The organism is Streptomyces sp. NPDC031426 (assembly GCF_055581585.1).
The window spans coordinates 1-23,573 of the sequence record NZ_JBVIJE010000054.1 but is presented as its reverse complement, the minus strand read 5'-3'; the positions used below and the strand labels follow the sequence as shown (position 1 = coordinate 23,573).

The following is a 23,573-nucleotide window of genomic DNA, read 5'->3' as shown; positions in this document are numbered from 1 at the left end:
ACATTGTGGGAGGACCTCCTCGTGGACAACGGCCTCCTCGTGGACTCGGTCGACATCCTCGACGCGCCCGAAGACGGCAACCCGGTCTCCGTCCGTCTCTTCCGAGCCCATCGGCGCGCCTGAATCAGCAACACCGGTCACGTACGATCCGCTGTCCGGCCGAAGGACTGAGCAGACGACGAGATCCCCACCGGGCAGGCGGGGATCCCGTCAGGCCGACAGACCAGCAGTCTGAGGCGATTGAGACCGAACGTCGAACCCTGCAACTGAGCTTTTCTACCTCATGCCGATACGCCGCTTCTTGTGCACTCGGATCGAGGATCAGCCGATTTTGCGCCTGAACCAGTCGCCGCCCGGCCCACCCAGAGAACGCTCGAGGTACTGCTGCAGGGAGAAGGCCACGCGCCAGCGTCCGTCACTCTCGTGATCCCACACGAAAACATCGTCATCACGTTCTGGTTCCCGCACGAACCCAAACAGGTCACCACCCGGTCCACCCCCGAAGAACAAGATGGGATCAAACGACATGTAAAGCTGCTTGAGATCTGGAGAATTTCTCAGTTCACGGTTCTCTTGCAGGATCTCCCGGGCTCCCCAGACGACAGGAAGCCCATATCGTCCGGAAACCCCCCCGACCTCCAGAAGCAGACTCCGCAGATCACTCGGGATTCGGCACCCTAGAGCCGCTTCGAGCTCGGCAAGTACAGCCTCCTTCTCCGCTCCTCGCAGAGTGGCCTCCGGAGAGATGCCCTGGATGATCTCGATCCACATGGAATACCCCTAGCCGTTTCCTTGCACATTCCAGGCCTGTCAGCCTAGCGGATTCGCGGCGAGAACCAGTGCCCCAACTGGTCATCGACCATCGTGGCATAGTCCAGGACAGCATCACGTGTCGGAGTCTGACCAATTTCCTTGTTCGCTGAATAGAACGCGTTCCACAAATTGCGAATCTCACTGAGATGCACCCTGTTGTTCACCGCCCCCACAGGTATGCCTCGAAGATTTTCAAGCGAATGGATTTCATCTTCAGTGAACAATCCTGGATACAGCTTCAGGACGTTCTGCTCGACAGCGTGGTGCACCCAGACCTTACCGGCCTGAGCCGGATTGGCCTCGAAGAATATGTTGTTGTAGTCCGTCCGCCCACCAGAATTTCCGACGCTCGCACGCTTTCGGACGGGAATAGTGTCGCCTTCCGGGGCTGTCGACGTCACCGCCACCGGGTACGCCCACGTCCGGCTCCGCCTCCAGCGCCAAGCCATCGACCTTCTCGGACACGCACTCGGCAACGTCGCCGACAGCTCAGTCGAGCCCGACGACGGCAACGACCCGCCGCTTTGTGCAGCGCCTGTCCGTTGACGTTGCCGTCAGCTACTGCCGTCAAGACGCAGTGAAGCCCCGCCGGAGCACTCCGGCGGGGCTTCATCATGTAAATCCCGAAATTCCTACCGTGGCCGCAATGCGTTCGCGGCGAGGAAATCTAGGAATCCCATTCCTTCGCTAGTCAGCGATCCATCCTCGTGATCCAGGAAGAAGACCCCGTCGATCGCCTCGTCGCCATCGCGGGAAAATCCCCACAGGTCGCCAGTTCCTACGGGAGCGAATGCATAGAAGTTCGCCGGACACCATGACTGGGAGTTCACGGCGACGACATCGTCACGCTGAGGCGAGTCGGAGCGCGCCGGAAAGATGTCCATGAATCCGAACGCCCCTCCTCCAATTTCCGACATGAACCTCAAGTAGTCGGCGGGGAGTGAGATCGAAAGCTCCCTCCGAACATGGTCCAAGTCCTCTTCCGTTGCACGCATCGGCTCAAATCCCGCAAGCCACCATGGGTGCAACCTGCGAGTTTCGTCGATCAGTGCTACGAAGTCAGCGAAGTCCATCTATGTCGCCCCTCATTCATCCGCAGGTGGGCCAATTATCAAACCACGCCTCCGGCCCGTAGGCGCTGCCCCACCCTTGCTCCATGGATCGGTACCACCAGTGAAGCTGAGTATCTTCCTTTCTCATCTCCTTGGTGACGCCCTGGTTGAACTTATTTCGATGGATGTCGGCGTTAAGGTGGAAGTCCTGATCCAACTCATGAATCGGGGATCCCGCCTCTTGGTCGGCGTGATGGATCTGCAGGCGATCGCCGAGACTTTCCGGACGCAGCCCGCGTGTCAGGAGCGGGATGCCGTCCGGCCGGTGCCCCGCGCGCGTCGGGCCGTCCCTGGCGGGGAACCGCCGGCTCGGGCAACGTCTTCCGGCCAGCCCACTACGCCAGGATCTCCTGCTTGGCCACCGCCTCCGCGTGGGCACGTACGTGGTCCAGGAACCGGGTGGAGTTCGGTGGCAGGGTGCGTGGGGTCAGCCAGGCGATGCCGATGTCCCGGGCCGCCGCCACGTCGGTGACCTGGAGGTACGACGGTCCGCCGGTGAGCGCGGCGGCGTGCGGGCGCGGTACGAGGGCGACGCCTAGCCCGGCCCCGACCAGGCCGCGCAGGGTGGCCACCTCGTCCCCCTCGAAGCCCACCCGGGGGCTGAAACCGGCCTGGGCGCACAGTGCCTCGGTCACCGAGCGCAGGCCCTGTTCGTTCCGCAACAGGATGAACGGCTCCTCGGCGACCTCGGCCAGCCGCGCCCGTCGGCGCTGGGCCAGCCGGTGCCGGGGAGGTACGGCCAGCCACAGCGGCTCGACCAGCAGACGGCGCCAGGTGATCAGGGGGTGGCCGGGGTCGCCGGCGGTCAGGAGCAGGTCGGCGGTGCCGTCAAGCAGCGCGGCCACGAGGTCGGCCTCACTCCCCTGGCGCAGCTCGAACCGGGAGAGCGGGAAGCGCTCGCGGAAGCCGGTGATCAGCGGGGGCAGCAGCCAGGTGCCCAGCGAGTGCAGGAAGGCCAGCGGGATGAGACCCGCCTCGGGGGCCACCGTCTCGTGGACCGCGCGCAGTCCGCGGTCCAGCCGCTCCAGCGCCGCCTCCGCGTGGTCCTTGAACGCGCGGCCGGCCGGCGTGAGCCGCAGGACGCGCCCCACCTGCTGGAAGAGCTCGGCCCCGACCTCGGTCTCCAGGCGCCGCAGGGCCCGGGAAAGGGCCGGCTGGGTCAGGTGCGCCTCCGCCGCGGCCTGGGTCACCGTCGCGCCGTCCGCCACGGCCACGAAGCAGCGCAGTACCTGCAGGTCCATGCGATCCATGCTACTGGCGCATGGGTTCTAGCGCATTCAGTCATTGGACGCATGGAACTTCCGGCGCCACCCTGGGAGGGACAGGGCGACCGACGGGTCGCGACCCCGGACACGTCTGGAGCGACGATGAGTACCCAGTGGAAGGCCCGCGCCGACCGGTTCGAGACCTCCGCGCGCGGCCGCGCTGTACTGGCCGACCCCCGGCTGAACCGCGGCACGGCGTTCACCGAGCAGGAGCGCCGGGAGCTGGGCCTGGACGGGCTGATCCCGCCCCGGGTCCTGACCCTCGACCAGCAGGCCGACCGGGCGTACGGCCAGTACTCGGCCCAGCCCACCGACCTGGCCAAGCACGTCAACCTCGCGGCCCTGCACGACCGCAACGAGGTGCTGTTCTACCGGCTGCTGAGCAATCACCTCTCGGAGATGCTGCCCATCGTGTACACGCCGACGGTCGGTACGGCCATCGAGCGGTACAGCACCGAGTACCGGCGGCCGCGGGGCATCTACCTGTCGGTCGACGCGCCCGAGGACATGGAACGGGCCCTGCGCGCCTCCGGACTGGGCGCCGAGGACGTCGACCTGGTCGTGGCGACCGACGGCGAGGCCATCCTGGGCATCGGCGATTGGGGCGTGGGCGGCATCGACATCTCCGTCGGCAAGCTCGCCGTCTACACCGCCGCCGCCGGCATCGACCCGGCCCGCGCGCTCGCCGTCGTCCTCGACGTCGGCACCAACCGCAAGCAGCTCCTCGACGACCCGCTGTACCTGGGCAACCGCCACCCCCGGGTGGACACCGAGACCTACGACGCGTTCATCGAGCGCTACGTCAGCACCGCGGAGCGCCTCTTCCCCGACGCGCTGCTGCACTTCGAGGACTTCGGTCCGGCCAACGCGCGCCGCATCCTCGACCGCTACCGGGGTGAGCACTTCGTCTTCAACGACGACATCCAGGGCACGGGCGCGGTCAACCTGGCCGCCGTGCTGTCCGGCGTTCGGGCCAGCGGGATGCCGTTGCCCGAGCACCGGGTCGTGGTCTTCGGCGCCGGTACGGCGGGCATGGGCATCGCCGACCAGTTGCGGGACGCCATGGTCGCGGAGGGGCTGAGCAGTCAGCAGGCCACCGCCCGTTTCTGGGCCGTGGACCGCTACGGGCTGGTCACCCGGGACCAGGAGGGTCTGCGCGACTTCCAGGCCCCCTACGCGCGGTCCGCCGACGAGGTCGCCGACTGGCAGCGGGACGAGGAGGTCGGCGGCTACTCGCTGGAGGAGGTGGTGCGCCGGGTGCGGCCCACCGTGCTGATCGGCACCTCGGGACAAGGCGGTGCCTTCACCGAGAGCATCGTGCGGGAGATGGCCGAGCACACCGAGCGCCCCATCGTCCTGCCGATGTCCAACCCCACCCGGCTCGCCGAGGCCGTGCCCTCCGAGCTGCTGGACTGGACCGACGGCCGTGCGCTCGTCGCGACCGGCAGCCCCTTCGAGCCGGTGACCAGCGGCGGGGTCACCTACGAGATCGGCCAGGCCAACAACGCGCTCATCTTCCCCGGCCTCGGCCTCGGCGCCGTCGTCGCCCGCGCCACCCGCGTCACCGACTCCATGCTGTCCGCCGCCGCCCACGCCGTCGCCGAGCAGGTGGACTCCACGGAACAGGGCGCCTCGCTCCTCCCTCACACTCGGGACCTGCGGCGCACCTCCGCCGCCGTGGCGGTCGCCGTGGCACGGGCCGCGGCCGAGGACGGCGTCGCCCGCGAGCGGGTGGACGACCGCATCGAGGAGCGGGTGCGGGAGGCCATGTGGGAGCCGGTGTACCGGCCCGTGGTGGCGGTCTGAGGCGCCGGGGACAGGGATCGGTATGAGCGGCGCGGCGAAGGATGTCAGTGTGCCTCGAACAATATGTTCGAGGCCCTTAGGATGCCGGGTTTTTAGGCCACAGCCTTGTACCTAACCAACTCCTCCGAAGTCTTGAACTTGGCCGTCTCTTCCATAATGTGACGGTCCACCTTGCCCAGGGTTCTGGTCATTTGGCCTGCGGGGATTGCAATCCGCTCCTCCAGCATGACCTTGTACCAGGCGTCGAGCCACGGCTTGTACTGCGCGCTCTCCTCGGTGATACCGCATCCCGCAAGGAAGGCCTTGTACTGCTCGGTGTCTGCTGGGAGCGTCTGTCGGGCGACGATCCGGGCCGCGGTGGTCAGAGGCAGGTGCATGGGGCGTCCGGCGCCGTCCTGCAGGTCCCGCAGAGGCGGGGCACCTACGCCCTCGTAGAGGGCGTAGAGCGCGTAACTGAGGTCTCTGCGGTCATAGACGAACTCGGCCGAGAGGGGTTTGATGCCGAGGGTTCCCCGCTCCTCCTGACGCGCCAGGATCCAGAGACCCTGAAGGCCTCGTATGGCCGCGCAGACGGCCTCGACTCGGTCGCCGCCACCGAGAAAAAGACAAAGGCTGGCGTACGCCTGCACCTTGTTCCACTTGGGGACACCTCCATTGCCCGAGGCGATGCGCTTCAGGGTGGCCTGGGGGATGCCGGTCGCGTATGCAGCCATCTCGGCATAGGTGACACCTGCGGCGGCGCGGGCAGCCCGCAGGCTCTCGGCCAGGGCGCGCCGACGCGGGGGGCAGTCGAGGGGGCTTTCGGGGCGTGCCATGGGTCGCCCTCCTACTTGGTGCCCGTGGCCGCGATGACGCCGTGGGCGAGGGCGATCAGGGCCCGGCGTCCGCCCGTGACGGCGATGGTCGCGGCGGCGCCGATGCCGCCGGAGTAGCCGAGGAAGACGGGGATCTCGGACACCGGCATCCCTACGACGAACAGGACGGTCCCGATCACCGGGAAGAAGACCAGGGGCAGCACGTGCGCCATCGTCAGGCGGACGGTGCCTGCGAGCGCGGCGGAGTCGGGGACGTTCTCGGGAGCGCGGACGGCACGGCGGCCGTTGCTTTCAGCCATGGCGGAAAGCCCTTCGCTGCTGGTGCTCCGGTTCCTCGCCGGAACACGTACGGAGCGTGAGGGGTGCGTCAGCCGGAGGCTGGCGCACCCCTCACTACTGGGTGCAACCCGCGTCACTCGATCGGCAGTTGGCGCTACGTCACGTACGGGCGTTGACATGGTCCCAGGGCTACCGACACAACTGGTAACTCTCCCACCCACCACTGAGTCCGGTACGCCCTTTTTGTCGAGCCATTGGCTCATTCCTGTATCGCCTTGCGGTTCTGGCATGGTTGCAGATGATCTTCGTGCACCATGGCTTGTGACCTGGGCGAACCGTGGTCGCTCTAGTCGACTTGCATGCAACCGCCCTCGTGTGCATCGCCCCCTGAACGACCGATTGGCCCACCGACGTACATGTCGGCTTTGCCGATAGTGGCTACCCGGATCCACACTTACTCAGGAATGCAGACCCTACGGATAGGGCTGCTAAGAGCCCTGGTCTACTGGGTGCAACCAAAGAACTGGGCATCGGCGGAAAGCGTGTTGGCGCACGCCCCGCCGCAGCACAAGGGGAGGCCATTGGCCTCCCCTTGTGCTGCGGCCGCAGCCGTCCTGTTCTTCAATCTCAAGCACTGGAGCGCTGTACGGCCGCCTGGCGGCCGAACTGCCCACGCCCCGACCGCGGGAAAGGGCCCGCACGGGGCGAAAACGCGGCAGGCGGCCGTACAGCGGCTCGGAAAGCCTCAGTCTGCTCCGGGGGCGGGCTCCCCGGCCGGGGCGGGAATGTCGTACCCGAGCCTGGCGGCCTGGTCGTCGGTGAGCGTGACGGCCGGGATCGCGGGTGTCCGGGTTCCCTTGAGACGTACCAGCAGCTGTGCCCCGGTGGCCGCGGCCTTCGCGAGGAAGCCGTCGGAGTCGAAGCCCCGGATTGTGTCGTCCAGCAGCGGGAGCAGTTGCTCTGCGTACCCGGTCTCCTTCTCGGGCGTCGGCCCGAAGACCGCGCCGAGCAGCGCCCGTGTCCCGGTCTCGCACAGCACCATGACCTTCAGCATCGGATATCCGTCTGTGCCGTAACGATGTTTGTGTTTACCCAGCCAAGCACAGACTCGCGGCCGGTCAGGGGCCTTGGTGGAGCTGCATCCGTCGAAGGCGACCGTGCGCCAGCACCGGTAGCGCACCCCGGGTGTGACCGGCTGCGCCACGGGGCCAGCCAGCGTCTCGAACAGCAATCGCAGCGGCGCCGACACCCAGCCGTCGGCGTACCTCTCGCAGTGCCTTCTCCGACGGATGCTGTGGAAGGAGCCCGCGCAGCCCGGCGGCCAGCTTGTCCCACACACGCACGTACCCCAGCTGCGGAAAGAGGGCCAGTGCCAGGATGAAGTACACACCCACCCTCGACGGCAGCAGCCGCAGCCTCCGCTGAGTGCCGCCGGTACGTTTCAGCACGTCATCGACCAATTCAAAAGGCAACTGCCGAGTCAGCTCGCCCAGATGCCCCGGAGCGAAGACGCCGTCGGCGACAGTGACGGACGACGTGAGGGTGACGGTGGGACACTGATCGGGCAACGGGGCTCCTTCAAGCAGGAAGACCTTGGTCGGCTTCCTCGCTCTACCAGGAGCCCCGTTGCCGTGACCGGCACTTCCCCTGACTTCCCCGGCCCTGTTGACAGCCGCGGACCGGCCATAACTCCGTGGTCTTGGGGTACTTCCTCGGGGCAGGCATCGTCAGGGCTCCTCTCGTGAAACCCATCTGACCCTCTGTCACCTCTCCCCGCATCTCGGGGGAACCTCAGTTCGTACGGAAGTACCCGTTCTGGAGACTGCGGGTCCAGCCACCCCAGGGCGCGCAGGTGGATCGCGCCATCGCACGCACGAGGCAGGCACTCGACTCTGCAGTCTCCTGGGGTGTGGTGAAGGAGTGGCGGACCTCTCTGTACGAACCGGAGTCCATAGCGTTCGGCGGGCTGGTCGGCATGACGATCGCGCACAGCCTGTTTCACGCCTACAGCATGGGGGTGCTCACCTACGACCAGCTCGTCGAGAAGCACACGGCCGGCCTGTTCGACGCCAAAGTCACGTCTCTGCTCGTCGTTGCCATCTTCCTACGAGCCGCCGGTCTTGAATGGGGCGAGCAGGGTGACGTCTGGGGCCAAGTAGAGGCCAGGCGGCCACTGCCCGAAGACATACCCACCGACAAGGTGAGCGGGATGGTCGACCCAATGCGGAAGATCCTGACCCTCGATCCCGGCCGCCTGCTCGCGGACGGCCCTCTCACGCCCCTGCAGGACTGGGTAACCGGCATGAAGCACGGAGGCACACACCTCAAGGGCGCCGCCGAGCTCAACCGTCTCGGCCTCGGGCTCAGGTCCATCCTGGCCCGGCACATCATCTTCCACTGGAACCGGATGGGCTTTAGTAACAGGCAGCAAGCCATCTGGTCGCGTGCAGCACGCGAAGCCGTCCTCGGGCAATGATGCGCTGCCTCCAGTTGACGTAACGGCTCCGAGCACTACCGCGTCTCCTTGAGTGACCACGGCCTCGGAGCGGGCCCGAAATCTTCATGGGAGAGACCGGCACCCGACCGACGAGTCCTCGTCCCATTCCGCCGTCATCAACAAGCACCCGCACAAGTGGGTCGTCGCCGCCGAGACAGGTCCGCGCGACCTACAGTAGGTATCTGGTGGCCTTCCCCTTGTAGCGCGGCGACGTGCGAGGGCTTGCCGCCTCCCTCGCCCGCGAGCACGGAGGCAGCCCTGACGTCTGGTCGCGCGCGGTGAACACGGCGCGTCGACTCGCCGACCCGGCCTGATCACCCACCAGCCGAAGGACGAGTCCGATGCCCAGCTATCAGCTCCGCGGCACCGCCATCCGCCAGCTCCTCGCCCGCGGCCTGGCCGACTGCGCCGCGGCCGAGGCCGCACTGAACCGCCTCGACGGCGAACTGGAACACGACCTCACAGCCAATGGCGAAGGCTCCGGACGCATCCGGCTGCGCCTCGACATCGAGAAGGTCACCGACGGCACCGCAGAGGCCGTCGGACACCACGTGCTCCTCCTCGGCGTCGAGGACCCCACCGACCCCCTGCTCGCGCTGTAGCCGATAGAGCCTGGCCCATGACCCGCGATACGCCGCCAGGAAGCCGGCGCCTCCCTCCCCTACGCTGCACCGCGCCGCCTCGACTCAGGCAGGCGCCCCGCCCCCCGCCAGGACAACCGCCCGCGCCCGGCAGGACCGGGGCGGTCACCGCGCGCATCCCCACCGACGCGGACCCGATGCTCGGCTCCGTCCTGGGGCGCGAACTCGCCTTGGGGTGCCGGACCGCCCGGGTGGGACAAGGACGTCTACGCCCGGATGCACGCCGCTACGCACTCTTCGACGATCTCGAGGAGACTTGGCTGCTGGGCCGGACCAGGGCCCTGCGCTCGGCCCCGTTGGGGGCCGAAGTCATCAAAGCTGCCGGGCCGGGCGACTTCAGCGGTTGAGATCGAAAACGCGGACACTGCGGCCTTCGTATGCTTTCGGGGCCACCGTGGCGACCAGGGCGTCCGCGCCCCACTCGGGCAGATGCCGGGTGGCATGGATCGCGGCACCAATGCCAAGGGGAACGCCGTCCCGGTGCAGTTGAGCCACTTCGAGCACCGCCGGGTAGTCCAAGTCCACGGTGTGGATGATCTCCAGCTGCCCGATGTGCTCGGCGATCCCCAGGTACTCGCGGTCCGCTTCTAGGATCGAGAGGGCAGGTGCCCACAGGCGGGTGTCGGTCTCGAAATGAGCCCGGTGGATGAGCGCGGAGACCTGGCGGTTGCCCGCGAGCGCCACCAGCGTTGGCGCATCGAGAATGAGATGGTGCAAGATCACGCGGCGGAGCCCTGCCGCCGGGCGAACCCCTCACGGAGCCTGCGGCCCATGGCCGCGCTCTCCTCGTCCGACACCTCGACGCCAAAGTGCTCACCCAGGTAGGCGCGGGTCTGCTCGGCCCGCTCACGACGTTCTTCCTCGGTCAGCGTGGACTCCGCGAACTCCTGCACCAGGGAGCGGATCGAAGTTCCCCTGGATTCGGCAATTACGGCGAGACGGTCACGGACTTCGGCAGGCACACGAATCATCGCGTCAGACATACCCCACAGTATACATCCGCGTATACGCGGATGGAGCGTCAGCGCCGCGGCGCCTGCAGGGTTCCGTCAGGTCTGTCTTGATCTTGGTGTGGTTCTGCTGGGCAGGGGGCTGGTGGCAGGTGATACAGGTGCCGGTCAAGCAGCTCAGCAGGTCCTGGAGGGCGTCGAGGATCTGGTAGAGGCTGAGTCCGCTGTGTCGGCTTTTGGGGCCGGCCGCTGCTCGGTGAGGAAGGCGTGGGCGGCGCTGACCAGGGTGGCGTGGTGGTGCCAGCCGTTCCAGGAGCGGCCTTCGACCTGGTCCAGGCCGACTCGCCGGCGACCGGCGACGAGGGCCTGCTGGGCTGAGTCGATCCAGTCGCCGATGGACGTGGCCGGCCGGGTCGTCCGATGCGGCGAGGGCGCCGTACAACGGCCGGACGTCGCTATGCAGTTCGGCGGCTGCGGGACGGAGCCGGCTTCGCCGCGGGCATCTCGCAAGACCCGTACCGCCGTCGCCATGTACGCGACGACGGCGAATGCGATGAAAAAGCCGAGTCACCAGCTCGCGGAACCGGGAGCACCGCCCGTCTCCTCCTACGTCCGCCGGAACAGACAGGTCAGGGCGAGGCCGATCAGCAAGACCGCCGGCCCGTCACCCGCCGGAGCGATCGCCTGCCAGCTCACGCGCCTGGAAGGCTACCCGCGCGCCCCAAACAGCCGACGCCGCCGCGGCTACTCGGGGAAGGCGAGGGCGTAGTGGAAGCCGTCGTCGCCGACGGCGTTACGCAAAGACCGCACGATCGCCTCGGGATCGTCGTAGGGGCCGTTGACGTAGAAGGGCTTGCCGTCACGGCCGAAACGGATCGGGCTGGGGCCGGCAGGCTCGCCGAGCACAGCGGCTGCGGCATCGAAGTCCGCCTCGGGATCGAACCCGAGCTCTCGGGCGTAGGCGGCGGCGCCAAACACCAGGGCACGGACAAGCTCGGCGGGAACCTGCACATGCCCCTCGAAGGCACTGAAATAGGCGTGGCGGTGCGCAGCCAGCTGACTCGGGGTCATCGGCTCAGGAGGCAGTGCGTTCTTCACCCCCAGACACCACACGTCCAGCAGGAACCCGGCAACCTGCACCTTCGCGGAGCGCGCACGGTCTGCGGCCACGAGTACGGCGACAAGGCCCCGCACCTCCTCGGCGTCGCAAGCCCCAGGGTCCAGGCCCGTCCACTGCGGCGCACCCTCAAGATCCACACTGCTGCTCCAGCCGGCGTTCACCCAGCAACGCGGCTCGCCACGACCTGACACCGAGACCTGCACGGCGCCGTTGAGCACCCCGACGACATCCCTGACGCCCACCCCCAGCGTCCGAGCAATCGCCTTCGCCGACTGACCCTGCTGGTCCAGCTGCTGTACCTGTTCTACAAGCCTCTCATCCACAGCCTCACTCTATGGCTGCCGCCACGACCACAGGACCCAAACGCCGGCAGCTACAACTGCCAGAGGGACCCTGCGAAAACGGCGAAACTCGAGGTTCATCGTCACCCGCCGAAAGCTGCGCGCCTTCGTGGAAGTCGACCGCAGCACCATGAGCAGCGGGCGGCTGGCCATGAAACTGATCGAGTACGCCCGCCTGTACCAGCACGAGGCCCAGCCCGTCGGCCGCCGCAGGCAGACCACCGCGGGTCCTGCCTGGCTGCGCTGGTATCCGGCCTTTCCCCGCGTGCTCTTCGTGCTCACCGGTGCCTCCCGGGCCCGGCTGGAGAAATCGGATCAGCGATCTGCAGGCGACGGTGACCCACCACCCGCTCGTAGCGGCCCTCGCCCGCGAAGTCCGCCTCGGAGCCGCCATACTGGGAAGACCTTGAGCAACACGGCCCCGCCCAGGCCGCGTGGACGCCCCTGGCCGGCGGCAAGCCCCGCCCCTGGACAGACCTGTGAGTCCCCGACGTGGACGATAGCTGTTGATCAGCGTGCCCCCAAGACACCAGTCCTGGGGGCAGTCGTTTGTCCGAGCCGTCGGGGCCGCTTGATCAGCGTCCTGCTCCCACGTCGCTGTCAGGCGCTCTGGCACAGCGCGGCAGGAGTCCGTCGCCCGGCCAAAGTGGCTGCTCGGCCGCGAGGCCGGTGAGGAACATACCGACCTCACTCAAGACCCTGGCGCGGTCGTCCGGTCCGTAGACGGTGAACTCCCCTGCCGCGAAGGCACGCACCTGGCTCTCGGGGCCAGTGCAGATCAGGGCCCGGGCGACTTCGGGTAGTCCGAGGCTGAGGGCGTCACACATCTGTGTCTGCACGAGTGGCACCAGGTCGACGGTGACGCGCTCCCAGTCGCCGACCGCCAGCTGGGTGAGGAGGTCGTGGATCCGGGTGCCGTCGGGCTGGAGTACCCGCGGGTGAAACAGGATATCGGCGGCCACGAGGGTGGTGTTGATCTCCTGGGTTCCGGGGCCTGGGTAGTAGGGCTCGTGTGCGAAGAGCAGGTAGACGTCCAAGGTGGGGGTAACGGCGTTGGACTCGGGCATGACGAGCGTTCCCTCCAGCGGTGACGTGCCGGGCGTGCGCTGAGTGCTGGCCCTGCCGTCGGCCGGGTGTCAAGCGTCTGCCCCGGCCTGCGGGCCTGGTCCTCGTCGACCTGCAGGCCTTCGAGTAAGTCCTCAGCCCAGGTAAGGACAGGTTCACACGCGCCTGCGGCAAGTCGATCACGGCCAACAACCGTCCGTTTACAGACTGTTGCCGCGCAGGTACCCGCGATAGCCTGCGCTGTGCCCTGTGCGGCACAAACGGCATCCTCTGCCATCGGAGTTAGCCGAACACTCCCGCATCGGCGGGGAGGACTGGCCCTTCGCGTCACGCCGGCACTGCAGACCCTGCGCATTCCCAACCGGCGGGGCGCTGATCGAGACCTCTACGGTAGGACTCCGTTAGACATCTAACGGAGTCCTATTGGCTAGCTCTCCCAGCCGAGGTAGACCGACTTGGACCAGGTGTAGAAGTCCACCGCGACCGCGCCCTGCTCGCGGAAGGTGTTACTCGAGGAGTCGCCGACGCCGCCGAACGGGACGTTGAGTTCCAAGCCGGTGGTCGGGCGGTTGACCTTGACCACGCCCACGCGGACGGCCGCGGCGAAGCGCTGGGCGGCGGCCAGGCTGCGGGTGCAGATGCCCGCGGCCAGGCCGTAGCGGGAGTCGTTGACCAGGTCGATCGCGTCGTCCAGGTTCGCCGCGGACAGTACCGCGACCACCGGGCCGAAGATCTCCTCGCGGGCCGCCGCGCTCTCCTGACCCAGGCCGCAGAGCACGGTCGGGGCGAGCATCAGCCCCTCGGGGGCCTCGCCGCCCGCGGCGACGGTCGCGCCCTCGGCCCTGGCCTGCTCGATGGCGGTGGTGACCGTGGCGAGCTGCTGCGCGCTGACCACCGGGCCCATCGGGGTGCCGTCGGCCAGGCCGTTGCCCGGGCGGTAGCGGGCTGCCTCCTTGGCCAAGGCGGCGACGAAGTCGTCGTGCACGCCCGGGGTGCAGATCACCCGGGAGGAGGCGGTGCAGGCCTGGCCGGTGAGGCCGAAGCCGCCCGCCGCGGCGATCCGCGCGGCCTGTTCCACGTCGGCGTCGTCCAACACCACCAGGGCGTTCTTGCCGCCCATCTCGACCTGCACCCGGCCGCGGCGCTCCTGGACCGCGCGCTCGATGCGCATGCCGACCGCGGTCGAGCCGGTGAAGGAGACCGCCGCCACCCGGGGGTCACGGACCAGGGCCTCGCCGACCACCGCGCCCGTGCCGTGCACCACGTTGAGCACCCCGGCGGGCAGCCCGGCGCGGACCAGGGCCTCGGTGAGGTGGCGGGTGGAGAGCGGGGTGAGCTCTGCGGGCTTCAGCACCACTGCGTTGCCGCTGATCAGCGCTGGCGCCAGCTTCCAGGCCGGGATGGCGATCGGGAAGTTCCACGGGGTGATCAGCCCCACGACCCCGACCGGCTCCCGGCGGGTGTGGACCATGGTGTCCGGGAGCGAGCTGGGCAGCACCTGCCCGCCGAGCCGCCAGCCCTCGGAGCCGAAGAAACGCAGCACGTCGATGGCCCGCCGGACCTCTCCGCGGGCCTCGGCCAGCGTCTTGCCCTCCTCCCGGACCAGGTCGCGGGCGGCCTCCTCGTGGCGGCTGCGCAGGATCTCGGCCGCGTCCAGCAGGATCGCGCCGCGCGCTGGGGCGGGCAGCGCCGCCCATCCCGGCTGGGCCGCGGCGGCGGCCGCCACGGCGGCGTCGACGGCCTCGGCGCCGGAGGCGGGGGCCACGGCGACCAGTTCGGCCGGGTCGGCGGGGTTGTAGCGCTCGAGGCCGTCGCCGAAGGTCTCCTCGCCGCCGATGAGGTTGGGGATCTTGACAGTGCTCATGGGTGCGGTTCCTTGGGAAAGTCGGGGGTTCACAGGCTGCGGAGCAGGCCGCCGTCGCAGCGCAGCGCGGTCCCGGTGACGTACGAGGCGGGGGCGCTGCACAGGAAGGTGGCGGCCGCGGCGAACTCGGCGGGGCTGCCGTACCGTCCGGCGGGGATCGCTGCCTGCGAGGCCGCCTCGACCTCCGCGACCGGGCGTTGCTCGCGTTCGGCCCGCGCTGCGTCCAGGGCCGCCACCCGGTCGGTGGCGATCCGGCCGGGCAGCAGCAGGTTGACGGTGACTCCGTCGGCCGCCACCTCGGTGGCGAGGGTCTTCAAGTAGGCGGCGAGGGCGGCCCGTCCGGCGTTGGAGAGGACCAGCCCGGGCAGCGGTTCGGCGATCCCGCTGGAACCGATGGCGAGAATGCGGCCCCAGCCGCGCCGGCGCATCGCCGGCAGGGTCAGCGCCACCAGCCGCTGCTGAGCCATCAGCAGCGAGTCCATGGCTGCGGCGAGGTCGCCGGTGTCCAGGTCGGCGGCGGGGCCGGGCCGCGGGCCGGGTCCGTTGAGGACCAGGATGTCGGGGTCGCCGTAGGCTTCGCGGACCGCCTCGACCAGCGTCTGCGGGCCGTCCGGGTCGGTGAGGTCGACTTGGACGCCGACCGCGTCCGGCAGCCCGCCGGCGATCTTCTTGGCGTGGTCGCCGCGCCGCCCGGCCACCACCACCGAGGCACCCTCGGCGGCAAGCGCCTCGGCAACCGCCCGGCCCAGGCCGCCGGTGGAGGCGGCGACTACGGCGATTCGGCCGCGGATGCCGAGGTCCATCAGTGCACCTCCTTGGGCAGCGCGGCGAGGTGCCGCTCCAGCTGCGGGACCAGGGCCTCGGGCAGCTGCGCGGCCGGCGGCCGGACACCTGACTCCATGATCAGACCGCGCCGCCGGATCGCCTCCTTGCGCAGCGCGAGCCCGATCCCGGCCTGCGCCTCGAAGTTGACCAGCGGCAGGTACGGCAGGTAGGCCTCCCGGGCCGCGTCGTGTCCGCCGCTGTGCCAGGCCTGGACGCAGGCGATCAGGCCCTCGGGGCAGGAGAAGCCGGTCATCGCCCCGGCGGCGCCGGCCGCCAATTCGTCGAGCAGGCCGAGTCCGCCCAGGCCGCCGAAGACCGGGACGTCCAGTTCGGCGGTGAGGCTGGCGACGGCCGCCGGGGTGGGCGGCGCCTCGGCCTTCACCGCGACCGTCGAGGGGACGGCGCGGACGGCGCGAACGAGGTCGGCGGTGCGGATGGCGACCCGGCTGGTCTCCGGGTAGTCCTGGACCACGATCCCGGCGCCGGTGGCGTCGTGGACGGCGTTGAGGTGGGCCGCGACCACCTGCGGATCGGGTGAGTTGACCTGCACCATCAGTCCGGCGAGGCGGTCCCCGACCACGTCGCGGACCAGCCGGGCCTCCTCCAGCACCGGTGCGGTGGCGAGTCCGGTGACCCCGACGACCAGCGGCAGGTCGACGGTGTCGACGACCGCCTCGAGCACCGTGCGGCGCTCCTCGGCGGAGAGCCGGGCGGCTTCGCCGAAGACTCCGAGCACGGTCAGTCCTGTGGTGCCGATCCGCTCGTAGTGCTCGACCAGCCGGGCCAGGCTGGGCTCGTCCACGTCGAAGGCGGAGCCGAGGAAGGGTGTGGCGAGCACGCCCCACACTCCGGGTGCGAGTTTTTCGGGCATCAGTGGGCTCCCCTCATCGTCCGGGCCAGACCGGATGCCGCTTCTGCTGGAAGGCGAGCACGCCTTCCTTGGCGTCCTCGCTGTCCAGCGCCGCCATCAGCGCCGGGGTGTGCAACTTGTGGGCGTCCTGCGGGGACAGCCCGGCCCCGCGCTGGACCATCTGCTTGATGGCGTGCAGCGAGGTGGGGGCGCAGGCAAGGATGTCGGCGACCCAGCGGTCGACGGCCTCGTCCAGCTGCTCGGCCGGGACCACCTCGTTGAGCAGGCCCATCCGGTGCAGCTCGGCGGCAAAGGCGCGGCGGCCGGTGAGCAGCAGCCCCATGGCCTGGGTGTGCGGGAGCCGGCGGACCAGCTGGAAGACCCCGCCGTCCAGCGGGATCCGGCCGACCCGGGGCTCGGTGAGGCCGAACTGGGCGTGGTCGGCGGCGACGACGATGTCGCAGCCGAGGACCATCTCCATGCCGCCGCCCAGCGCATAGCCGTTGACCCTGGCGATCACCGGGACGTCCAGGGTGGTGCGCAGGCTCAGCCCGCCGAAGCCGTTGGGGTCGAGGCCGGCCCAGTACTCCAGGCCGGTCTTCTCCACCGCGTCGGCGGACATGTCGGCGCCCACGCAGAACGACCGCTCTCCGGCGCCGGTGACGACGACCACCCGGACCTCGGGGTCGGCCTCGATCTCGGCCCAGATCTCGTTGAGCCGGGTGTTGGTCTTGACGTCGACCGCGTTGAGCACGGCGGGGCGGTCGATGGTGACCCGGGCGATGTACCCGTCCCGTACGTAGCGGACCTCGTCGGTCATCGCAGCACCCCCTTCTCGCGGAGCAGTTCGATCTGCTCGGTGGTGTAGCCGAGTTCGCCGAGCACCTCGGTGCCGTGCTCGCCGAGCCGCGGCGGGACCCGGCGGACCTCGGCGGGGGCGGCGGAGAGGTGGAGCGGCGCGTTGAGGGCGCGAATCCGGCCGGCGACCGGGTGGTCCATCTCGACGATCATCTTGTTGACCGCGGTCTGCTCGTCGTCGAGGGTCTGCTCCAGACTGCGCACCGGCGCGCAGAGGATGTCCTCATCCTCGAGCCGCTTGACCCAGTGGTCGGTGGTGTTGCGGGCCACCGCCTCGGCGAAGATTCGCTGCAGTTCTGGCCGATGCGCGAACTGCAGGTCGAGGGTGGCGAACTCGGGGCGCTCGCCCAGGTCCTCGTCGAGCTCCAGGGCGCGGCTGATGTGGTGCAGCGGGTTGGCCTTGAAACCGCCGACCATGATCAGCGCACCGTCCGAGGTGCGGAACACTCCGGTGAGCGGCATCGCGGCCCAGTTGATCTCGGAGCCGCGGTTGAGCTGCTGGCAGGCCTCCTGCATCTGCATGTGGAGCATCGAGTCGTACATCGACACCTCCACCTTCTGCCCCTCGCCGGTGCGGTCGCGGTGCAGCAGGGCCAGCAGGATGCCCTGGAGCAGGTGCATCCCGGTGGTGTAGTCGCAGAGCGTGGTCGGGTAGAGGGTGACCGGGTCGTCCTCGGATACCCGGCGCCACATCACTCCGCTGTACGCCTGGGCGATGGCGTCCTGCCCGCCCTTGTGGGAGTACGGGCCCTGGGTACCGAAGCCGGTGCCGGAGGCCCAGATGATCCTGGGGTTGACGGCGCGCAGCGCCTCGTAGCCGAGGCCGAGACGCTCCATCACCCCGGCCCGGAAGTTGCTCACCACGACGTCGGCGGAGCGCACCAGTTCCTGGACGGCCTGGCGGCCCTCCTCGGTGCGGGTGTCGATGGCGATGCTGCGCTTGTTGCGGTTGATGGACAGGAAGATGGGGTTGTCCAGGCCGGCCGTGTCCGGGATCGAGGTCCGGGAGATGTCGCCGGTGCCGGGCCGCTCCACCTTGATCACGTCGGCGCCGTAGTCGCCGAGCAACTGGGTGCAGGACGGGCCCATGAAGACCTGGGTGAAGTCGATGACGGTGACGCCGCTCAGCGGCTGCACGGCGGCGGTCATGCCACGGCCTCCTCGAGCTGGTCGACGGTGGCGTTCTCGGCGGGGACGTCACCGGGGTCGGCGCCCTGCTCGCGCATCAGGCGCTGGATGACGGCCGGATCGACATCCCGGACCAGCACGCCCCGCTCCGCCGCGGTGGCGGCGGCGATGCCGGCCGCCTGGCCCATGGCCATGCAGGGCGGGATCTCGCGGGACATCCGCTGCGCCTCGGGGGTGGCGGAGTAGTGCCGGCCGGCGACCAGCAGCTGGTCGATGCCGCGCGGCAGCAGGGCGCGGTAGGGAGTGTAGTAGTCGCGGCCGCGGGCAACGCTGTCGGCGAAGTGGCGGCGGGAGGTGACGTCGTCCTTGGTGACCACGTACTCGCCCTGCAGCAGCCGGGTCTGACGGACGCCCATCTGCTCGGCGACGTCGAGCAGGTAGGCGTTCTCGAAGCCGGGCAGGTCGGACTTGATGTGGTCCAGGACGGTACCGATCCGGGCCCGGGCCTCGAACTCGGCCTCGGTGAGCGAGACCGGGTCGGTGCCGTCGAAACCGGTCATGTGGGGGCAGTTGCACCAGACCACGCCGGGAACGGGCGTCTTGAGCCACCACAGCTCCCAGGCGCCGCCCAGCATCCGCTTGATCTTGCGGTTGACGGCCCGGGCCTCGCGCGGGTTCTCCTGCTCGAAGCGCTCGGCGGCCGCGGTGTCCACCCCGCCGAGCCGGAAGACCAGGGTGACCAGGTAGCTGTCCTGGGCGTAGGAGGCGCCGGCCCTAGAGGCCACGTCGATGTCGCCGGTCGTGTCGATCACCACGTCGCCCATCACCGCCTGCGGACCGGACTTGGTCTCGCAGACCACGCCCTTCACCGCGCCGTCCTGGACCACCGGACGGGAGAACCAGCTGTGCAGCCGCAGGTTGACCCCGCTCTCGCGGACCAGGTCGTTGGAGACCCGCTTCCAGCCGTCGGGGTCGAAGGCGACGGCGTAGCAGATCGGCTTGGGGTTGGTGTGGGAATGGAAGTCGAAGGCGCCCCAGCGGCCCCACTTGGCCCACATCTCGGGCGAGGAGTAGCGGTCCTCAGCCGGCGGGTAGACGGCGAGGCCGAGCTTGGCCATCCGCTCGACGTACTCGTCGACGATGCCGGTGACGGTGATCTCGTTCCCGTTGATCATGTCGTCGAGGACCAGGACCATGCCGCCTGAGGCCAGGCCGCCGAGGGCCGAGTAGCGCTCCAGCAGAGTCACGCTGGCCCCGGTGCGGGCGGCGGCCACGGCCGCGCTGACCCCGGCCGGTCCGCCGCCGACCACGACCACATCGGCCCGCTGGACCACGGGTGCCTCGACGGCGTCGAGAGAGACAGTCTGGGGCATCTGACTTCCTTTCAGCTCCCGACGCGGACGGCGCCGCGACGGAGGACGAGCACGTAGAGCAGGACGCTGAGCAGGCACAGGACCGCGCCGTAGACGGGGAACGCCCAGGCGGCGCCGAGGCCTTGGAGCCACAGCAGGAGATAGGGGGCGGTGCCGCCGAAGCCGGCCACGCCGACCGCATAGCCGAGGCCGACACCGGTGACCCGGCAACTGGTCGGCATCAGGGTGGCGGCGACGGTGTTGTAGAGGCCCATGGTGAAGGCCAGCACCGGGGCGCCGACCAGCATCACCACGGTGAACACCGCCATGCCGGGCCGCTGGTAGGCGAGCACGATGAAGATCAGCGGCGCCACGGCGAGCCGGGAGGCGATGAAGGTGCGCGAGATCCGGTTGCGGTCGGCGAGCCGGCCGACCAGCGGGTAGAGCGCGGCGACGCAGATCCCGGCGAGGGTGGAGACCAGGAAGACGCTGTCCGGGTTTTCGTGGTAGGCGGAGCGGGCCAGGTTGGGCAGTCCGGTGGTCCAGGTGTAGTTGAGCGCCTGGGCGCCGGCCACCACGAAGATGATCGCCAGCAGCGCCAGCCGGTGCCGCCAGACCTCGGCCCAGACCTGGCCCACCCGGGCCGGCTCGGCTGGCTTCTCGCCCTCGGTGTGCAGGGTCTCTGGCAAGGCGCGGCGCAGCCAGAGGAAGACCAAGCCGAGGACGGCGCCGACCGCGAACGGAATGCGCCAGCCCCAGGAGGCCATGGCGTTGGGGGCGACCACCGAGGTGGTGAGGAAGCAGACCAGCGAGGCACCGACGATGCCGGCCTGGACGTAGACACTGAGGGTGCTGCCGAGCCGGGCGGTCTGGCCCTCGGGTGCCAGCTCGACGATGTACGCGGAGTTGAGCGGGGCCTCGATGCCGGTGGAGAGTCCCTGCAGGATGCGGCTGGCCAGCAGGATGACGCCGGCCCACACGCCGATGCTCGCATGGCTGGGCAGCACGGCGATGACCAGGCTGCTCAGCACCATCGAGCCGATGGAGAAGAGCATGACGGTGCGTCGGCCTATGCGGTCGGCCAGGGTGCCGAAGACGATCGCGCCGAGCGGCCGGGCGGCGAAGCCGACCGCGAAGACGGCCAGCGCGGACATGGTCTCGGAGACGGAGCTGCCGGAGGGGAAGTAGAGCGGACCGATGTAGGAGGCCAGCAGCCCGTAGACCATCCAGTCGTACCACTCGACGGCGTTGCCGCCGCCGAGGGCGAGCAGGGCGCGGCGGCGGGAGAGGGAGTTTCCGGCGGCGACAGCGGTTCTGTCAGTGAGTGATGCCATGGTGGGGCACCTCATGGGAAAGGCGCACGGGACGAGGCCGTGCGGTACCGGCGCCCGGGCCTGGGGCCGGGGCGTTGGGGGACGGGGCGGCACGAGGCCCGTGCCTACCAGCTGGGCGGAGTGATCACCCAGATCGAGGTGGCGGGCTCGTCACCGGGGTTGACGTACCAGTGGGGAATGCTGGAGGAGTAGGTGATGGAGTCGCCCGCTTCGAGCCGGTGACGGACGCCGTCGAGATAGACGTCCTTCACACCGGAGAGCACGATGCCGAACTCCTCGCCGTTGTGACGGAAGGGGGCGGCGCTGGTGTCGTGGCCCGGCTGGGTGACCACCCACAGGACCTCCAGGGCGCCGTTGAGCGACGGAGTAAGCAGTTCGTAGCGGTCGCCGTCCGCCGGGTCCGAGCCGTGGAAGTCCAGGCTGCGGCGCTCGTGGGCGCGGACCACCGGGCTGACCTGGTCGGCCAGATGGAACAGCCGCCCGATCGGAACGTCCAGCCCGTGGGCGATCTGCACCAGGCTGGTGAAGGAGGGATTGCCCTTCCCCCGCTCGACCTGGCTGATCAGTCCGGTGCTGATGCCGGACCGGCGGCTGAGCTCGTCCAGGGTCAGGTCGGCCTGCTTGCGCAGGGCCTTGATCTGCAGGCCGACCGTAGCGACCAGCACATCGGGGTCCGGTCGGCCGTCCGGCATCGGTACGTCGGAGTCGTGCACGATCTCCACCTGTCCCTGGGGGATGTGTCGTGCGACATATTGAAAACCTTCACGATGCTGAAGGCAAGCCCCTCGTGTTCATCTTCGTGATGCCGGACAGGCGCCCGGCATGGAGAGCTGAGAGGAACCCACAGCCCGCCATGCGCACGCCGACCGGTCGAGCAGCACCGACAACGCGGCATCCGCGCACAACCGCACCCCGTACCCGACATCGGGGCTACCCCGTCGATGGCTTGCCGCATGAGGGCGTTCGACCTCCTCGCGGTCCCCAGCCACCGTGGTAGGCGTTCTCACAGCATCTTCAGCAATCTCATCCGACTTGCAGGACCACAGGAACTCGCCCGGCTCGATGACCAGGGGCTGGCGGTGGCGGCCGCGCGAATGCTGCGGCGCGACGGCTGGCGGGTGGTCGACCTGACCGTCCGCGAGGTGCGGCCGCGTCTGTACGCGCGGGATGCCCGGGGCCGTGAACTGGACATCGCGTTCCGCCCGGTGGCGACGGCGGACGAGGGCGCGGTCGCGAGCGGGCCCGCTCCCCTGCGGGAGGCGGGCCGGCCCGGCGTCGACGGCCTGATCCGGGTCGTCGTCCACCGCGGTGGTTACAGTCGCGCGGAAGCGCTCTGGGCCTCCCGCCAGGGCGGCGTCCACCTCCTCGACGGCCACCACCTGCAGCGCTGGGCGGACGGCGTCGCGCTGGATCCCCGATTGTGCAGTCCGCGCGGACATCAGGGCCAGAGGTCCTCGGAAGCTCAGTCGGGGCACTGCAGGAATGCCGTCTGGACCCGGAGGAGATGGGTGTCTGGGCGGGTTTCCTCGTACAGGTCCAGGATCGTTCTGGCTCTCGCCTGGGCCTACCACCGGCGGCGTCGCCCTTGCCTGACGCAGGGCGGGCGCCGGGTTCAGACGTAGGTCCTGCGCCACTGGTCGGCCGCGCCGAGAAGGGTCACGCCGGCGGAGGTGTAGGCCTGCATGGCGCCGGTGTTGTGGGTGTCCACGTCGACGCCGACCGTGCGGTGGCCGCGGGCGCGGAGGAGGCTGAATGCGGTGGTGAGGAGTTGGGCGCCGAGGCCGTGGCGGCGGTGGGCGGGGTGGACGCCGAACCAGGCGATCCAGGCGCGGTCGACGGGGTCGCGGGCGATGAGGGCGCCGGCGGGGACGCTGTCGAGTTCGGCGAGGAGCCACAAGTCGGGGTTGTAGCCCTCGCGTCGGCGCTGGGCGTGGTGGAAGGCGTCGAAGTCCGGGTGGGGTGTTGCGGGTCGTCGGTGAAGGCCTCGTTCAGCACGGAGTGGACGGTGCGGAGGTCGGTCTCGCTCCGGGCAGCGCGCCCCGCGGGCGCGGGGTGCTCGGGGAGGCGGATGGCGTCCAGGTCGACGGTGAGGCGGCTGCTGCTGTCCACGACGGTCCAGCCGCGGCTGAGGAGTTGGTCGTAGGGGAAGCAGCCAGGGAGCTGATACAGCGTCACCGGCGTGTCAGGGGTCGACAGGTCGTGGGCGGCTCAGACGTCGAGGCGGTCCAGGAGCGTCGCGGTGACGGCAGGTGCATCCGGAGACGGTGCGACGACCAACTGGGCACGCAGCTCGCCCGGCTGAGGCGCGGGATGGAGGGCGGCGAAGCCGAGCAGGCCGCCGTCGGGGCCCGACGCGGTCCACGTGCGGGAGGGCAGGTCCAGGCCGGGGGCGGCCAGCATGCTGCGCGCCTCGGCGGGGCCGGACTCGCGGCGACCGACCGTCGCCTCCTCGCCCCGGCCGAGCAGTTCGGCGAGGGCGTCGACGTCCGCCACGCAAACGGCTCTCCACTCCATTCCCGCACTGTCGCAGGACGAGGCAGTGGCCGCCAGCGGATTTAGACGTCGTCTCATTTGGAGTGTTGGGTAATCTGCACCGTGTGGTGATGGTCGAACGCATGGTGCCGGACGGGTTGTGGGAGCTGTTCCAGCGGGTGGTCC

Annotated in this window: 24 protein-coding genes and 3 pseudogenes; 5 read left to right on the top strand and 22 right to left on the bottom strand. The window is 69.4% G+C overall.

What is annotated here, in order from left to right:
* Nucleotides 1-321 precede the first annotated feature (321 nt).
* The 4 genes from ACZ5NH_RS43880 to ACZ5NH_RS43865 form a co-directional block, all read right to left on the bottom strand.
* On the bottom strand, nt 322-771 hold the full coding sequence (locus ACZ5NH_RS43880) for an SMI1/KNR4 family protein (RefSeq protein WP_468783888.1): 450 nt from the start codon (nt 769-771) through the stop codon (nt 322-324).
* Nucleotides 772-815: 44 nt separating this feature from the next.
* Complete coding sequence (locus ACZ5NH_RS43875) at nt 816-1,214, bottom strand: hypothetical protein (RefSeq protein WP_468783886.1); 399 nt, start codon at nt 1,212-1,214, stop codon at nt 816-818.
* Nucleotides 1,215-1,445: 231 nt separating this feature from the next.
* Complete coding sequence (locus ACZ5NH_RS43870) at nt 1,446-1,886, bottom strand: SMI1/KNR4 family protein (RefSeq protein ID WP_110673603.1); 441 nt, start codon at nt 1,884-1,886, stop codon at nt 1,446-1,448.
* 374 nt (nt 1,887-2,260) lie between these two features.
* Nucleotides 2,261-3,166: a LysR family transcriptional regulator gene (locus ACZ5NH_RS43865; protein ID WP_468783884.1), complete on the bottom strand. Its 906-nt coding sequence runs from the start codon at nt 3,164-3,166 to the stop codon at nt 2,261-2,263.
* 126 nt (nt 3,167-3,292) lie between these two features.
* Here ACZ5NH_RS43865 and ACZ5NH_RS43860 point away from each other — a divergent pair, with 126 nt between their 5' ends.
* Complete coding sequence (locus tag ACZ5NH_RS43860) at nt 3,293-4,996, top strand: NAD-dependent malic enzyme (protein ID WP_468783882.1); 1,704 nt, start codon at nt 3,293-3,295, stop codon at nt 4,994-4,996.
* Nucleotides 4,997-5,088: 92 nt separating this feature from the next.
* Here the strand turns inward: ACZ5NH_RS43860 and ACZ5NH_RS43855 are convergent, their stop codons facing one another.
* From ACZ5NH_RS43855 to ACZ5NH_RS43845, 3 genes and pseudogenes are all read right to left on the bottom strand, one after another.
* Nucleotides 5,089-5,811 (bottom strand): helix-turn-helix domain-containing protein, encoded by a 723-nt coding sequence (locus tag ACZ5NH_RS43855; RefSeq protein WP_468783880.1) that lies wholly within the window; start codon nt 5,809-5,811, stop codon nt 5,089-5,091.
* An 11-nt stretch (nt 5,812-5,822) separates the two neighbouring features.
* Complete coding sequence (locus tag ACZ5NH_RS43850; protein WP_468783878.1) at nt 5,823-6,110, bottom strand: hypothetical protein; 288 nt, start codon at nt 6,108-6,110, stop codon at nt 5,823-5,825.
* 818 nt (nt 6,111-6,928) lie between these two features.
* Nucleotides 6,929-7,658 (bottom strand): annotated as a pseudogene (locus ACZ5NH_RS43845) (transposase domain-containing protein); the annotation flags it as partial.
* A gap of 209 nt (nt 7,659-7,867) precedes the next feature.
* Between ACZ5NH_RS43845 and ACZ5NH_RS43840 the strand changes: the two are divergent.
* Both ACZ5NH_RS43840 and ACZ5NH_RS43835 read left to right on the top strand, forming a co-directional pair.
* Nucleotides 7,868-8,566 carry a thiopeptide-type bacteriocin biosynthesis protein gene (locus tag ACZ5NH_RS43840; RefSeq protein ID WP_468783890.1) on the top strand — a complete coding sequence of 233 codons (699 nt, stop codon included), beginning with the start codon at nt 7,868-7,870 and terminating at the stop codon, nt 8,564-8,566.
* Between the two features lie 362 nt (nt 8,567-8,928).
* Nucleotides 8,929-9,189, top strand: coding sequence for a hypothetical protein (locus ACZ5NH_RS43835; RefSeq protein WP_468783876.1), 261 nt, complete (start codon nt 8,929-8,931; stop codon nt 9,187-9,189).
* 375 nt (nt 9,190-9,564) lie between these two features.
* Here ACZ5NH_RS43835 and ACZ5NH_RS43830 read toward each other — a convergent pair whose 3' ends face one another.
* The 4 genes and pseudogenes from ACZ5NH_RS43830 to ACZ5NH_RS43815 form a co-directional block, all read right to left on the bottom strand.
* Nucleotides 9,565-9,951, bottom strand: coding sequence for a PIN domain-containing protein (locus ACZ5NH_RS43830; protein WP_468783874.1), 387 nt, complete (start codon nt 9,949-9,951; stop codon nt 9,565-9,567).
* Nucleotides 9,948-10,211 (bottom strand): hypothetical protein, encoded by a 264-nt coding sequence (locus ACZ5NH_RS43825; protein WP_468783872.1) that lies wholly within the window; start codon nt 10,209-10,211, stop codon nt 9,948-9,950. The genes ACZ5NH_RS43830 and ACZ5NH_RS43825 overlap by 4 nt, the downstream gene beginning before the upstream one ends.
* 144 nt (nt 10,212-10,355) lie before the next feature.
* Nucleotides 10,356-10,520, bottom strand: a pseudogene (locus ACZ5NH_RS43820) (IS701 family transposase); the annotation flags it as partial.
* A gap of 402 nt (nt 10,521-10,922) precedes the next feature.
* Nucleotides 10,923-11,621 carry a hypothetical protein gene (locus ACZ5NH_RS43815; protein ID WP_468783870.1) on the bottom strand — a complete coding sequence of 233 codons (699 nt, stop codon included), beginning with the start codon at nt 11,619-11,621 and terminating at the stop codon, nt 10,923-10,925.
* A 106-nt stretch (nt 11,622-11,727) separates the two neighbouring features.
* On the opposite strand from ACZ5NH_RS43815, the pseudogene ACZ5NH_RS43810 reads away from it, so the two are divergent.
* Nucleotides 11,728-12,122 (top strand): annotated as a pseudogene (locus ACZ5NH_RS43810) (replication-relaxation family protein); the annotation flags it as partial.
* Nucleotides 12,123-12,214: 92 nt separating this feature from the next.
* Here the strand turns inward: ACZ5NH_RS43810 and ACZ5NH_RS43805 are convergent.
* From ACZ5NH_RS43805 to ACZ5NH_RS43765, 9 genes are all read right to left on the bottom strand, one after another.
* Nucleotides 12,215-12,706, bottom strand: coding sequence for a hypothetical protein (locus ACZ5NH_RS43805; protein WP_468783869.1), 492 nt, complete (start codon nt 12,704-12,706; stop codon nt 12,215-12,217).
* Between the two features lie 425 nt (nt 12,707-13,131).
* Nucleotides 13,132-14,568: an aldehyde dehydrogenase family protein gene (locus ACZ5NH_RS43800; RefSeq protein WP_468783867.1), complete on the bottom strand. Its 1,437-nt coding sequence runs from the start codon at nt 14,566-14,568 to the stop codon at nt 13,132-13,134.
* Between the two features lie 29 nt (nt 14,569-14,597).
* Nucleotides 14,598-15,371 (bottom strand): SDR family oxidoreductase, encoded by a 774-nt coding sequence (locus tag ACZ5NH_RS43795; protein ID WP_468783866.1) that lies wholly within the window; start codon nt 15,369-15,371, stop codon nt 14,598-14,600.
* On the bottom strand, nt 15,371-16,264 hold the full coding sequence (locus tag ACZ5NH_RS43790; RefSeq protein WP_468783864.1) for a dihydrodipicolinate synthase family protein: 894 nt from the start codon (nt 16,262-16,264) through the stop codon (nt 15,371-15,373). The genes ACZ5NH_RS43795 and ACZ5NH_RS43790 overlap by 1 nt, the downstream gene beginning before the upstream one ends.
* A 13-nt stretch (nt 16,265-16,277) precedes the next feature.
* Complete coding sequence (locus ACZ5NH_RS43785) at nt 16,278-17,063, bottom strand: enoyl-CoA hydratase-related protein (RefSeq protein WP_468783862.1); 786 nt, start codon at nt 17,061-17,063, stop codon at nt 16,278-16,280.
* Nucleotides 17,060-18,250, bottom strand: a complete 1,191-nt coding sequence (locus tag ACZ5NH_RS43780) for a CaiB/BaiF CoA transferase family protein (protein ID WP_356315899.1) — start codon at nt 18,248-18,250, stop codon at nt 17,060-17,062. Before ACZ5NH_RS43780 ends, ACZ5NH_RS43785 begins: the two co-directional genes overlap by 4 nt.
* A complete protein-coding gene (locus ACZ5NH_RS43775; protein ID WP_468783860.1) occupies nt 18,247-19,602 on the bottom strand; it encodes an FAD-dependent oxidoreductase in 1,356 nt (451 codons plus the stop codon). Before ACZ5NH_RS43775 ends, ACZ5NH_RS43780 begins: the two co-directional genes overlap by 4 nt.
* An 11-nt stretch (nt 19,603-19,613) precedes the next feature.
* On the bottom strand, nt 19,614-20,915 hold the full coding sequence (locus ACZ5NH_RS43770) for an MFS transporter (RefSeq protein ID WP_468783858.1): 1,302 nt from the start codon (nt 20,913-20,915) through the stop codon (nt 19,614-19,616).
* Nucleotides 20,916-21,019: 104 nt separating this feature from the next.
* Nucleotides 21,020-21,628, bottom strand: coding sequence for a helix-turn-helix domain-containing protein (locus tag ACZ5NH_RS43765; protein ID WP_356315905.1), 609 nt, complete (start codon nt 21,626-21,628; stop codon nt 21,020-21,022).
* A 366-nt stretch (nt 21,629-21,994) separates the two neighbouring features.
* Here ACZ5NH_RS43765 and ACZ5NH_RS43760 point away from each other — a divergent pair, with 366 nt between their 5' ends.
* A complete protein-coding gene (locus tag ACZ5NH_RS43760; RefSeq protein ID WP_468783855.1) occupies nt 21,995-22,537 on the top strand; it encodes a hypothetical protein in 543 nt (180 codons plus the stop codon).
* Here ACZ5NH_RS43760 and ACZ5NH_RS43755 read toward each other — a convergent pair.
* Nucleotides 22,528-22,812 carry a GNAT family N-acetyltransferase gene (locus ACZ5NH_RS43755; RefSeq protein ID WP_468783853.1) on the bottom strand — a complete coding sequence of 95 codons (285 nt, stop codon included), beginning with the start codon at nt 22,810-22,812 and terminating at the stop codon, nt 22,528-22,530. The two genes, ACZ5NH_RS43760 and ACZ5NH_RS43755, sit on opposite strands and share 10 nt — an antisense overlap.
* A 311-nt stretch (nt 22,813-23,123) precedes the next feature.
* Nucleotides 23,124-23,408: a hypothetical protein gene (locus ACZ5NH_RS43750; RefSeq protein ID WP_468783851.1), complete on the bottom strand. Its 285-nt coding sequence runs from the start codon at nt 23,406-23,408 to the stop codon at nt 23,124-23,126.
* Nucleotides 23,409-23,573: the final 165 nt, after the last annotated feature.